General features: G+C 34.8%; 10 protein-coding genes. 8 read left to right on the top strand and 2 right to left on the bottom strand.

Going from position 1 to position 12,932, the window contains the following annotated elements:
* Window positions 1-39 precede the first annotated feature (39 nt).
* The 6 genes from AC2A1G_RS09900 (at window position 40) to AC2A1G_RS09875 (ending at window position 8,971) form a co-directional block, all read left to right on the top strand.
* Entirely contained in the window at window positions 40-1,755 is a 1,716-nt protein-coding gene (locus tag AC2A1G_RS09900; protein WP_484046757.1) for a phospho-sugar mutase, read from the top strand.
* A 63-nt stretch (window positions 1,756-1,818) separates the two neighbouring features.
* Entirely contained in the window at window positions 1,819-3,072 is a 1,254-nt protein-coding gene (locus AC2A1G_RS09895; RefSeq protein ID WP_484046756.1) for a pyridoxal phosphate-dependent aminotransferase, read from the top strand.
* Between the two features lie 89 nt (window positions 3,073-3,161).
* Entirely contained in the window at window positions 3,162-4,505 is a 1,344-nt protein-coding gene (locus AC2A1G_RS09890) for a S1 family peptidase (protein ID WP_484046755.1), read from the top strand.
* A gap of 74 nt (window positions 4,506-4,579) precedes the next feature.
* The gene (locus AC2A1G_RS09885; RefSeq protein WP_484046754.1) at window positions 4,580-5,506 is read left to right on the top strand and encodes a DUF6438 domain-containing protein; all 927 of its coding nucleotides are present in this window, start codon (window positions 4,580-4,582) and stop codon (window positions 5,504-5,506) included.
* Between the two features lie 32 nt (window positions 5,507-5,538).
* Window positions 5,539-6,036, top strand: a complete 498-nt coding sequence (locus AC2A1G_RS09880; protein ID WP_484046753.1) for a hypothetical protein — start codon at window positions 5,539-5,541, stop codon at window positions 6,034-6,036.
* A gap of 88 nt (window positions 6,037-6,124) precedes the next feature.
* The gene (locus AC2A1G_RS09875; protein ID WP_484046752.1) at window positions 6,125-8,971 is read left to right on the top strand and encodes a VIT domain-containing protein; all 2,847 of its coding nucleotides are present in this window, start codon (window positions 6,125-6,127) and stop codon (window positions 8,969-8,971) included.
* A gap of 58 nt (window positions 8,972-9,029) precedes the next feature.
* Here the strand turns inward: AC2A1G_RS09875 and AC2A1G_RS09870 are convergent, their stop codons facing one another.
* Window positions 9,030-9,680 carry an NAD(P)H-binding protein gene (locus tag AC2A1G_RS09870; protein ID WP_484046751.1) on the bottom strand — a complete coding sequence of 217 codons (651 nt, stop codon included), beginning with the start codon at window positions 9,678-9,680 and terminating at the stop codon, window positions 9,030-9,032.
* Window positions 9,681-9,921: 241 nt separating this feature from the next.
* On the opposite strand from AC2A1G_RS09870, the gene AC2A1G_RS09865 reads away from it, so the two are divergent.
* Both AC2A1G_RS09865 and AC2A1G_RS09860 read left to right on the top strand, forming a co-directional pair.
* The gene (locus AC2A1G_RS09865) at window positions 9,922-10,947 is read left to right on the top strand and encodes a rod shape-determining protein (protein WP_484046750.1); all 1,026 of its coding nucleotides are present in this window, start codon (window positions 9,922-9,924) and stop codon (window positions 10,945-10,947) included.
* A 344-nt stretch (window positions 10,948-11,291) separates the two neighbouring features.
* A complete protein-coding gene (locus AC2A1G_RS09860; RefSeq protein WP_484046749.1) occupies window positions 11,292-11,792 on the top strand; it encodes a hypothetical protein in 501 nt (166 codons plus the stop codon).
* A gap of 40 nt (window positions 11,793-11,832) precedes the next feature.
* Here AC2A1G_RS09860 and AC2A1G_RS09855 read toward each other — a convergent pair whose 3' ends face one another.
* Window positions 11,833-12,864 carry a threonine aldolase family protein gene (locus AC2A1G_RS09855; RefSeq protein ID WP_484046748.1) on the bottom strand — a complete coding sequence of 344 codons (1,032 nt, stop codon included), beginning with the start codon at window positions 12,862-12,864 and terminating at the stop codon, window positions 11,833-11,835.
* Window positions 12,865-12,932 lie beyond the last annotated feature (68 nt).

Here is a 12,932-nt window from a genome sequence, read left to right as displayed (position 1 = left end):
CATATATCTCCCAACTTCCTGCCAAAAAACAATACAAATATGACAACATTAGAAAAAGCACAACTTTGGCTTAGCGACACATTCGATCAGGAAACAAAAGACGCCGTTCAGGCTTTAATTAATAGCAACTCCCCAGACCTGGAAGACTCTTTCTACCGTGAATTAGAATTCGGAACAGGAGGAATGAGAGGTGTAATGGGTGTTGGAACCAATCGTTTAAATAAATACACATTAGGTCAAGCTACACAGGGACTTGCAAATTATATGTTAAAGCAATTTCCAGGCGAGGAAATCAAAGTTGCCATCGCTTATGATGTAAGACATAACTCAAAAGAATTCGGGAAATTAGTAGCTGATGTTTTGACGGCAAACGGAATAAAAGTATTGCTTTTTAAGAATCACAGACCAACTCCGGAATTGTCTTTTACTGTTCGTGATAAAAACTGTAATGGAGGAATCGTTCTTACAGCTTCCCACAATCCACCTGAATATAACGGTTATAAAGTATATTGGAATGATGGTGCGCAAATTGTTCCACCACACGACGAAGCGATCATTAATCAGGTTTATTCTGTAAAATTTGACGAAATTAAATTTGACGGAAACGATGATTTGATTGAATGGATTGGAGAGGAGCAGGACGAAGTTTACATCGATGCCTGCATTGAAAATTCAACTTACCAGAATGTTGGAAAAGAAAATTTAAATATCGTTTTCACATCTATTCACGGGACGACTTACACGACGGTTCCGCAAGCTTTGGAAAAAGCAGGATTTAAAAAAATCGATCTGGTAAAAGAACAGATGATCCCTAGCGGAAATTTCCCAACTGTAAATTCTCCGAATCCGGAAGAGCCTGCAGCTTTGGAAATGGCGATGGATTTGGCTAAAATTACCAACGCAGACATCGTAATAGGAACAGATCCGGACGGCGATAGATTAGGAATTGCAGTGAGAAATCTGGAAGGAGAAATTCAACTTCTTAACGGAAATCAATGCAACACGATTTTAACTTATTACATTTTAAATGAATGGAGAAAAGCAGGAAAAATTACAGGAAAAGAATTCATCGGTTCTACGATTGTAACTTCTGATATTTTCTTTGATATTGCCCAGAAATTCGGGGTTGACTGTAAAGTTGGACTGACCGGATTCAAATGGATTGGTAAAATGATTCGTGATTTTGAAGGAAAAGAAAAATTCATCTGCGGTGGAGAAGAAAGTTTCGGATTTATGACAGGAGATTTCGTTCGTGATAAAGATTCTTGCGGAAGTATTGTTTTGGCGTGTGAAATCGCCGCTTGGTGCAAAGCCAATGGCAGAACAATGTACGAATATCTAATTGAAATTTATCAGGATCTTGGTTTATATTACGAAGGATTGATTAATATTACAAAAAAGGGCAGAGATGGGGCAGAAGAAATTCAGAATATGATGAAGAATTTCCGTGAAAATCCACCAAAATCATTGGCAGGATCGCCGGTTGCTGAAGTAAAAGATTTCAAGGAACAGACCAATTTTGTAGTTGCTGAAAATGCTACGAAAACAATGAATGATATTCCGAAATCTAATGTTCTGATTTATTATACAGAAGACGGGACAAAAGTTTGCGTAAGACCTTCAGGAACTGAACCAAAGATTAAATTTTACGTTTCAGTGAAAGATTCTTTGGCATCAAAAGAAGAATTTGAAGAAAAAATTCAAAATCTGGAAGCAAAAATTCAACAGATTAAAACGGATTTACAACTGGATTAAATAGAATGTTAATACTTAATATTCCCTCAACAACATTAAAATAAATTTTAAATAAAAAGTAAAGTGAAAGTTTCAAAATTAGCGGCGAACCTCATTGGTTCTGAGATTGTAAAAATTGGTAATGAAGTAAATGATTTAAAGGCGAAAGGAGCAGAAATTGCAAATCTTACGATTGGCGATTTGAATTCTAATCTTTACCCGATTCCTGCAGAGTTAAAAGAAGAAATTCAGAAAGCATATCAGAATAATTTAACCAATTATCCACCTGCAAACGGATTGTTGTCTTTAAGAAATGAAGTTTCAAAAGACTTGAAAACGAGATGGAATTTAGATTATTCAGCTAATGATATTTTAATTACAGCAGGCTCAAGACCGTTGATTTATGCAGTTTACAAAACCATCGTTGACGAAGGAGACAAAGTGATTTATCCTACACCGTCTTGGAACAACAATCATTATGCATATCTTACTTCAGCAGATGCAGTTGAAGTAAAAACTACTCCTGAAAACAATTTCCTACCCACTGCTGCAGAATTGAAACCACACTTGGATGGTGCTGTTCTTCTAGCACTCTGCTCACCGTTGAATCCTACAGGAACGATGTTTACAGAAGCTCAGTTAAGAGAGATCTGCGAAATGATTTTGGAGGAAAACAGCAAAAGAGGAGCAGACGAAAAGCCGTTATATTTAATGTATGATCAGATTTATTCTAATCTTACTTTCGGTGCAAAACATGTTGATCCCGTTTCACTTTTCCCTGAAATGAGAGAATTTACCATTTACATTGAAGGTATTTCTAAATGTCTTGCTGCAACAGGAGTGCGTGTAGGTTGGGGATTTGGTCCTTCTCATGTAATTGACAAAATGAAAGCTTTATTAACTCACGTTGGAGCCTGGGCACCAAAACCGGAACAGGAAGCTACCGCAAAATATTTCCAGAATGTAGAAAATGTAAATACATTTATCGATGATTTTAAAGGTAAATTGGAGGTAAGTTTAAAAGTTCTTCACATAGGAATTCAGGATTTAAAAACTAAAGGTCTTGCCGTAGAATCTATCGAGCCGATGGGAGCTTTATATTTGACTATAAAATTAGATTACATTGGGAAAACAAAACCTGATGGAAACATTATCGAAAATTCTTCAGATTTGGTTTTCTACTTAATTAACGAAGCTGGAGTAGCGTTAGTACCGTTTTCTGCATTTGGTGAAGCTAAATCTGAGCCTTGGTTCAGAGCTTCTGTAGGAGGTCTGGCTACAGATGAAATTTCTCTGATGATGCCAAAACTTGAAAAAGCTTTAAATAATTTGAAATAAATTAAAAAAAAATTCTAAATTTATAATGTTGATTCTATTCTGTAGAATCAACATTTTTTTTGAAAATTTAATTTAAATAAAAATCGCAAATGATTAATGAAAATCAAGAATCTAACGAAGATTCTAATGAAAAAAAACAATCTGATAATAATTCGCAAACTAATGAATTTTCAGAACCCTCTGAGTTAGAAAACCAAATTCAGGATGAAAATTCGGAAAAACCTACAGAAGAAGTTTTAGAAAATACAATTCCTGTTCAACCAAATGTTCCGGTAGAAAATAAAAAGAAAAACCCTTACAAAATAGCCTTTTTCAGCCTTGGCGGAATTATTCTTCTGGGTGGAATTTCATATTTCGGATATAAATTTTACAAAGAAAGCCAGACAGCAGAGCCAATTGTGGCAAATGCCTGCCTAGATACCGATACCAAAATTTACGATGCATACAAAGATGCTGTAGTGATGGTAAAACACCGTTACGGCTATTTTGCAAAAATTAAAGGCAAAGAAATTCAGCTCAATGTACCTGAGGCTACCGAAGAAACCCTTTACGGAACTGCTTTTTTCGTTGATAAAAACGGAAATATGATTTCCAACAGCCACGTACTTCAACCCTGGAACACTTCTGAAAACAGAGAAAGAATCCAGACCAATACCGAAAATTTCAAAAGGAAAATAGCTTCTGTTTTAACGACAGATATTTCCGAAGACGGATATGAAACTTTCATTGCTTCCAACTGGGGAAATGCTTCATCAGAGTACGATGGAGAGGGAGATGGCGGAGATTATGATGAAGGTTCAGAAGGGAATTCGGGCGAAGATTTTGTAAGTTCGTCAGATGCATCCTCAGTTGATACGATTGCTGAGCCCGTTGATATTGCAGCTTCAATTCCTCAAAAAGATTATGTTTCTGAGGATGAAATTCAGGTTTATATGAAAACCCTCGATATTGCTGTTGCACTCCACGATTCCACAGACGAGTGGCTGCCGTGTACGGTTGAAAAAGTGGCTGATGAAGAAGGCGTGGATCTAGGAATTCTTCAACTTTCTAATAAAACAACTCCTAATACGGTTGTAAATGTTATCAATCTTGAGAACTCTATTACCGATGACAAATCATTAAAACCAGGCGAGAAAGCTGTTATGATTGGCTATCCGCTGGGAGAAGATTTGGCACTGACGAATTCCGGTATGAAAGTTCAGCTGTACAATGGGCAAATCAGTAAAGAATCTGACGGCACGAAAATTCAGTACAGCGTAACTTCTACACACGGCGCCAGCGGAGCTCCCGTTTTTAATAATTGTGGACAGTTGATTGCCGTCAATTTCAGTGGAATAGATCAAATTCAAGGTTTTAATTTTGGAATTGTTTCTAAGCAAATTCGCTCTTCATTTCCTTTTTTAACTATGAAAGCTGAAACTGCTGCTCAATAATCATGAGGTTTTACAGAACGTTTTTCATTTCGTCTTTTCTTTTTGTGATAAGTTGTGGCGAAAAAAATAAGCCATTGCATAACACTGAAATAGACAAGTTACAGTCTCAGAAAGATGTGCAGGCTATTATCAGAAGAACAGATTCTGCGTTCAAAAACTATGAAGTGAAAAAAATTGCTGATTTCACTACAAAGGACATTGTATTTTTTGAAAATAAAAAAATTGCCGAAAAATTAAATGTTAATGAAAGTTTTTATAAGACTGACTTTGACGGTAACGGGTACACAGATCTTCTCATTTTGGGCGATAATCATACCTGTTTTGAATCGGCAAATCAATCATGCAGTTACACACCAATTGCACTGATGAATTTTGGAAATAATAATTATAAAATTGTTAGTCTTACGCAAGGATTCAATGATATTATTACTCCTAAAATTAAAAAAACAAACAGCAAGAATCTGCTTCAGATCTACAAACCTGTTATAAAAGATTGGGAACAGAGAATATTTGAAAAAAAACCTTCTGTACAATTATTAGAATTTAAATTTGATGAATTTATCGAGTATAACTCTAATGATAAAAATTATATTCCCATAAAAAAGATCGAGTTTTCTACTTCAGGATGTTTCGGAACTTGTCCTGTTTTTCAACTGACGATTGATCAAAACCGAAATGCGACATTCATTGCAGAGCATTTTAATTTCACAGATGACATGGAAAACTGGTCTGAGAATATTGAAGGAAAATTTCACACCGTTATTGATCAGAAAAACTATGACAAGCTAATAAGTACTTTGCAGTATATAGATTTCCCTTCGCTAAAAGACAGATATTCTGTCAATTGGACTGATGATCAAACTGTAAACCTTAAAATTACATATTCAGACAACAAAGTAAAAACGATAGATGATTACGGAGCAATAGGAACTTATGGTTTAAAAAGTGTATACGACCAATTGTTTACGTTAAGGAAAAATCAAAAATGGATAAAATACTAATCACAAAATTTTAATAAAAATAAAAAACAATTATGAAAAAAGTTTTCAGTTTAGCAGCAGCATTTGTATTGACAGTACAATTAAGTGCTCAAACCAATGTTTTCCAAAAAACGACATGGAAAATTGAATCAATCTCAGCAGATGGAAAAGCCGTTTTGAAAAAAGCAAAAAAGATTAATTTGCCATCTGAACAGAGTAAATTTCATTTTCTGCAATTTGATAATGAAAAATTTGATACCGGAAATTCCTGTTTCCACATGGATGGCCGTTACAATGTCTACGAACCAAATATCATTGAATTTTCTCCAGGTGTTGCGGATATGGCAGGCGATTGCAAAGAACCCAAAAGTCTGACAGGAAATTATATTTTCACTCTAAAAAATGATACTGCAGAACTTATTCCTACAGCAAAAATTGATAATGACGAACCGATGCCTGAAGTAGCAAGTATGGAAGAATATCAACCTGTAGAAGCGTCTGCTGATGTACAAAAATCCACCAAAAAACCAGCAAAAAAAACAAAGAAATAATAGTGAATTCTTGTCTGAAAAAGGTATTGATATTCGTCAATTCTTAATGATAACAAGATTTTGACTTTAATAAAATTAAAAATCAAATATGAAAAAAATTATAGGCTTAATAGCCACTTTGGCTTTTACATCGGCTTTTGCGCAAATTCCTACTCTTGAAGTTGCAGGCGAAAAAAAGCATCCGGTCATTCTACAGGATGCAAAATTTGAAACCAAAATATTGGGAAATCTTGCTACGACAACGGCTACTTACACATTTTACAATCCGAGCAACAGATTACTGGAAGGAACACTTACGTTTCCGCTTCCGGATGGAGTGAGTGTGAGCGGATATGCCTTAGACATTAACGGAAAACTCAGAAATGCCGTTCCAGTGCCTAAAGAAAGGGCAAAAGAAGTTTTCGAAAGCATTGAAAAAAGAAATGTAGATCCAGGAATTATTGAGAAAGTTCAGGGTAATAATTTCAGAACGAGAATTTATCCTTTACCACAAAAGGGAAGCAGAACCATTCAGATCACGTATCATCAGGAATTGAAAAATACAGCTTCTGAATATCAGTATTTTATGAGTTTTGCGAATGCAGTCAGTATTCCGAAATTTGAAATGAAAGTCTGGATTAATGACGGAGCATCAACCCCAAAAATCATCGAAAACCCCGACGGAAGTTTTACTTTTCAGAAACAGGGAAATCAGTGGATTGCCGCTATTTCAAAAGAGAATTTTACTCCTAATGAAAGTTTAAAAGTTAATATTCCAAAGACAAATCAGACTTCAAATGTTCTGTTGCAGAAAGCTTCGGGTGAACAGTCTTATTTTGCAGCCAATGTCAATGTTGATTTTCCACAAAAAGAAAAGCCAAAATCTCAGAAAATCGCCATCATTTGGGACAATTCTTACAGCGGATCAAAAAGAAACCGTGACAAGGAATTAGATTTTCTAAATGCTTATTTTGCAGATAATAAAAACGTTACAGTTTCTTTGGTTGTTCTAAGTAATACTGTTGAAGTTTCACGAGATTTTTCTGTCTCTCAGGGAAACTGGGCAGATTTAAAAGCAACAATTTTAAACTTAAAATACGATGGCGGAACTGACTTCGGAGCTTTGAAAGAAGTAAATGGAGTAGAAGAGTATCTCCTTTTTTCTGATGGTATTTCTAATTTTGGAGATTTATCTATTAGATTTAAAAAGCCTTTAAACAGCATCACGAGTACGCCAAGTTCAGATTTTAATTTATTGAAAATGCTCTCAGCTCAATCGGGTGGGAATTTCATTAATTTGAATGAAACTGATACGCAGTCGGCATTGAAAAAGTTTAAAAAATTGCCTGTCAGGTTTTTAGGGTTTAAAGAAAATCCGAACACTCAGGAAGTTTTTCCGAATGTTGGCTCTGTAGTAAATGAGCCGGTGAATATTTTCGGTATTACATCAGGAAATTTAGGAAAACTGACAGCTATTTTTTCAAACGGAAGTGAAAAATTTGAAGTTCCCGTAGATTTTACCAACGCTTCTCCAACGGAAAACTGGCAAATTGCGCAATTCTGGGCTCAAAGAAAGATTGATGAGTTGGAAATAAATCCATCCAAAAACAGAAACGAAATTAAAAATATCAGCGAGCAGTTTGGTGTTGTAAGCAAAAACACCAGTTTGATTGTTTTAGACGACATCAATGATTATGTCCGTTATAAAATTACGCCACCACAGGAATTAAAAGCAGAATACCAAAGGATTGTTTCTCAAAATAAAGGAAGAATTTTAGAACAGAGAAGAAATCTTTTATCTAAAGCTTTCGACAAAACAAGAGAACTAAAAACATGGTGGAATACAGATTTTAAACCAGTTGAGAAAAAGGAATATCCTAGAGTTTCCAATCAGGCTATTCCTGAAATTAGGCCTAATGCAAAAATGGAGGAACCAATTCCTAATCGTGTACCACAAGCTAATAGTGTAATGGCAATGGAAGTCTCAAGTTCTGATAAAATGGTTGAGTCTGAAGCAAAACCAAGAGGAAAAATTACATTAATTGATGTAGAAAGCACTGCAGAATATATGAAAGATTTCCAAAATCTTCAGTCTGCGGAAGTGATTTATCAAAAATATCTTGAGAACAGATCAAAACATGAAAAGCAGGTGACCTACTATTTTGATATTTCAAAACTGCTGTTTAAAAAAGGAGATAAGGTATTGGCATTAAAAGTTTTAAGTACTTTAGCGGAGCTTGATCTTGAAAATGAAGAACTGTACAAAACCATTTCTTACCTTCTGAAACAGCGTGGTCACTATGATAAAGAACTTTGGATTACCCAAAAAATCCTGGAGTGGCGACCTTTTGATGCCCAAAGTCACAGAGATTATGCATTGGCTTTGGTTGATAACAAAAGACCTCAGGAAGCTTTAAATATTTACAAGTCAATATTATATCAGGAATTTACAGACGAGATTGCTTCGAGAGACAACGGTATTGAGGAAATTTTAATTATGGAAATCAACAACATCCTCAAACAAAACAAAAATGTGGATGGAAGCAAGATTGATGACCGTTTAAAAGCTGATTTGCCTGTAGACATCCGTGTAGTCATCAACTGGAATAAAGACAATACCGACATCGATCTTTGGGTAACAGATCCGAAAGGAGAGGACTGCTCGTATTCTCATAAATCTACCCAAATTGGTGGCAGACTGAGCAACGATTTCACACAAGGTTTTGGCCCTGAACAGTTTTTATTGAAGAATGCCATTAAAGGAAAATATAAGATTAAAACCAATTTCTTTGGTGAAAGACAGAATATTTTATCAGGACCAACTACGATTATGGCTGAAGTTTACCTGCATTATTCTGATGGCAGACAGGAAAGAAAAATTGCTGTTTTCCAGAATCAGAAAGAAAACAAACCTGAAAGTGACAGCAAAATTCTGATTGGAGAATTTGAGTTTTAAACTGAATTAAAAATGCCGAAGACTATTCTTCGGCATTTTTGTTTTAAATAATTAATATCTAAGTTTTGTCAGCAAATGCAAAAATATTTCCAAGCTTGATACTGGAGTATCCGCTGCTTTTAATTTTAGAAGAATTGATCATGGCTTTTGCCAAAATTTGTGTTGGTAAAGGTTTGTGGCTTTCCAAAAGTCCGATTTTATTGGCAAATTTAATAATTCGTCCGCCCAGAACTTCGCCGTTTCTTTCAGAATCTCTTCTTTCAAGCATTCCAGGTTTAAAAATAGTGATTTTATTGAAATGAAGCTGTCTTACGGCATTTTCGAGTTCGCCTTTCATACGGGAATAGAAAATTTTTGATTTAGAATCTGCACCGTAAGCCGAAACTAAAATAAAATCTTCAACATTATTTTCTTTGGCAGATTTTGCAAAATTATACTGATAATCATAATCAACTTTCCATTGGGCTTCTTTACCTCCTGCATCTTTCAATGTTGTACCAAGACATGAAAAGGCAACATCACCATTAACCAAATTTTTCCACTGATCAGACTGATCAAAATCTACCACATGAATTTTAAGTTTGTCATTAAATATTCCCAGCGGTTTTCGGACGAAAATATCTACAGCCGTATAATCAGGATCATTAAGAAGTTGCTGTACCAAATCTTTACCTGTAGCGCCGGTTGCACCAATAACTAATGCTTTCATGAGTGAGAAATTTGTGGTTTATCTAATTTATGAAAAAAGATTCAAAGTAGAAAAGAATCTTCGGTGATTACTGCAATCAGCATTCCGAAAAAAAAAAATTGATTCAATGATTTCTCAATAAATATTTTCATTCAATATCGTCGTGATTTTTTTTAACTTATGTTTAACTTCTCAGACTACCTATTTTGGAAGGTATATAAAAGTATTAGCCGTACATTTATCGCCTATAAATTAATGTAAGATGGGGTTATTTGATATGTTTACAGAAGAGATCGCAATAGATCTGGGAACGGCTAATACCCTGATTATTCACAATAATAAAATTGTGGTCGATGAGCCTTCAATTGTGGCAATCGACCGTTTGACGGGGAAAGCAATCGCTGTGGGAACGCAGGCAAAATTAATGCAGGGTAAAACGCACGAAGATATAAAGGTAATCAGACCACTGAAAGATGGCGTCATTGCAGACTTTCACGCGTCTGAACACATGATCAAGGAATTTATCAAACAGATTACTCAAATCAAGGGAAGATTAATACAACCGGCATTGAGAATCGTGATTTGTATTCCATCAGGGATTACGGAGGTCGAGAAAAGAGCAGTGAGAGATTCTGCCCAAAAAGTTAATGCAAAAGAAGTAATTTTAATTTACGAACCAATGGCAGCAGCCATCGGGGCGGGGATTGATGTAGAAAGTCCTGAAGGAAATATGATTGTGGATATCGGCGGAGGAACTACCGAAATTGCCGTCATTGCGTTGGGAGGAATTGTGGTTGATAAATCGTTAAAAATCGCCGGCGACGTTTTTACGAATGATATTTCTTATTTTATCAGAACACAGCACAATTTGAATATTGGTGAGAGAACTGCGGAAAGAATTAAGCTTGAAGTAGGTTCCGCACTGGAAGAACTGGATTTTGATTTAGATGATATCGCCGTGCAGGGGAGAGATTTGATCACAGGTAAACCGAAAGAAATAATGGTCGGTTATAAAGAAGTTTTCAGAGCTTTAGACAAATCCATCATGAGAATTGAAGATGCTATTCTGGAAACACTTTCAATAACTCCGCCGGAACTCGCAACCGATATTTACAAAACAGGAATTTTTCTCGCAGGAGGTGGTGCATTGCTGAACGGACTTGCAGAAAGACTTCACAGAAAAACAGAATTGCCTGTATTTGTTGCCGAAGATCCTTTGAGAGCCGTAGTTCGTGGAACCGGAATTGCGCTTAAAAATAATAATAAATTTAGGTTTTTGATGAAATAATTTAATTTCTCATTATTTGAAGCTTAATTTTTCAAATTCTCCAAAATTTAAAATTCATTCTGAAATTAGAATTAGAAGATTTGTTTCGCATGTATTGGATATTTTTAAAGCATTCTAAATTTTTCTAAATTTCGAGCTGATTATCAATTATTGACATTTATAAGTAATAAAACGTGCTTTTCATTTTAGATGAAAAGCACGTTAAATATAAAAGTTAACATAATATAAATTATAGGACTTTTTGAAAACTCGGTTTTTACACATAAATATCTGCAAAAATCAATTTGTCTATCATTAATATCTTACCTAAATTAGCTCAACCAATCTTAAAGAAATCAACTACAATGAAAAAATTAATATTTGTCGGAGTTCTTAGCATCGTTGTTATGAGTTGCGAAAAAAAAGAAACTACAAAACAAAATCCGGTAAAAACCGATTCTTCAGAAATTGCTGCGCAACCAATTGATACATTGGGCAGCAAAACCTTCTGTTACATGCAGGTCGTTGGCAAAGACACGGTTGTTGCAAGCATTGACGATAATCTCGGAACCTTGATTGGTAAACTTGCTTACAAGAGTCATGAAAAAGACAGCTCTAAAGGTGACGTCACCGGTTTCAGATCTGGAGATACTCTAAAGCTGACCTACGAATTCGCTTCTGAAGGAACTACCAGCAAACGTGATATTTACTTTTTACAGAAAAATAATTCACTTTTTGAAGGTATAGGTGATCAGAAAGATAACGGCGGACAAATGGTTTATGCCAACGAAAAGAAAATTTCTTATCCCGAAGATCAAAAACTGGAATCTGTAGATTGTGAAAAAATCAGCAGACTTTTAAAATAAAAAAAACTCAGCCAATTGATTATTCACTGGCTGAGTTTTTTTATAAAACTTCGTTCAGTTTATCTAAGAATTTATCCGTTGCAGAATCTTTTGTATTCCAAGATGTTATAAGCCTAATCGCCGATTGAGTTTCATCTGTTTTCTTCCACACATAAAATTCAAAATTCTCTGAAAGCTTTTCTATCACAGAATTTTCAAGTATTGGAAAAATCTGGTTGGTCGATGTATCGCTTAAAAATTGAATTCCTTTTTCAGTCATAAAATTTTTAATTTTCATAGCCTGAGTATTGGCGTTTTGACCTAATTCAAAATATAAATCTTCTTTAAAAAGTTCCAAAAACTGAATTCCCAGAAGTCTTCCTTTAGCCAAAAGAGCTCCTTTTTGTTTTATATTAAATGCAAAATCCTGCTGTAAAGCGGTGTTATTAATCACAATCCCCTCTCCTAACAAAGCTCCGTTTTTGGTGCCTCCAATGTAAAAAACATCCGTCAAATCAGCGAGTTGTTCAATATTTAAATCATTAATTTCCGAAGTTAATGCTTGTGCAAGCCTCGCTCCATCCATAAAAAGATAAAGATTATTTTGTTTACAAAATTTTGAAAGTTCTTCTAATTCTTTTCTCTGATAAATCGTTCCCAACTCTGTAGAATTTGAAATGTAAACCAGTTTCGGCATTACCTGATGCGGAATATTTTTGTGATTTTCAAGAACAGGAATAATATCTGATGGACGAAGTTTACCGTCAGCAGTTTCTATTCCTAAAACTTTATGTCCTGTAGCTTCAATTGCTCCGGTTTCATTGTTTAAAATATGTCCCGTTGTAGCTGAGATAACTGCTTGGTAAGGTTTTAAAATTGAAGAAATTACAATTAAATTAGCCTGAGTTCCGCCCGAAACAAAATAGATCTCAGATCGATCAGATTTCAGCTTTTTCCTGATTAATTCTTTGGCTTTTAAGGAATAAATATCTTCGCCATAACCTGCCTGCTGATCATCATTATAATTCACTAAAGCTTGTAAAATAGCCGGATGAGCTCCTTCAGAATAGTCGTTTTTAAAAGAGATTTTCATCAAGTAAAGATAAAATTTAATTATAAATTTTTATTCATAAAATATTATTTTGTTAGATTTGTATTACT

This window comes from Chryseobacterium sp. HNCC26DJ240 (assembly GCF_057180485.1).
This window is presented reverse-complemented; position numbering and strand designations above follow the sequence as displayed.

Bases quoted from the DNA above. Each gene is read 5' to 3' on its own strand.
- AC2A1G_RS09875 (WP_484046752.1), top strand. From the start codon at position 6,125: ATGAAAAAAATTATAGGCTTAATAGCCACTTTGGCTTTTACATCGGCT.
- AC2A1G_RS09880 (WP_484046753.1), top strand. From the start codon at position 5,539: ATGAAAAAAGTTTTCAGTTTAGCAGCAGCATTTGTATTGACAGTACAA.
- AC2A1G_RS09900 (WP_484046757.1), top strand. From the start codon at position 40: ATGACAACATTAGAAAAAGCACAACTTTGGCTTAGCGACACATTCGAT.
- AC2A1G_RS09855 (WP_484046748.1), bottom strand. From the start codon at position 12,864: ATGAAAATCTCTTTTAAAAACGACTATTCTGAAGGAGCTCATCCGGCT.
- AC2A1G_RS09890 (WP_484046755.1), top strand. From the start codon at position 3,162: ATGATTAATGAAAATCAAGAATCTAACGAAGATTCTAATGAAAAAAAA.
- AC2A1G_RS09870 (WP_484046751.1), bottom strand. From the start codon at position 9,680: ATGAAAGCATTAGTTATTGGTGCAACCGGCGCTACAGGTAAAGATTTG.
- AC2A1G_RS09860 (WP_484046749.1), top strand. From the start codon at position 11,292: ATGAAAAAATTAATATTTGTCGGAGTTCTTAGCATCGTTGTTATGAGT.
- AC2A1G_RS09865 (WP_484046750.1), top strand. From the start codon at position 9,922: ATGGGGTTATTTGATATGTTTACAGAAGAGATCGCAATAGATCTGGGA.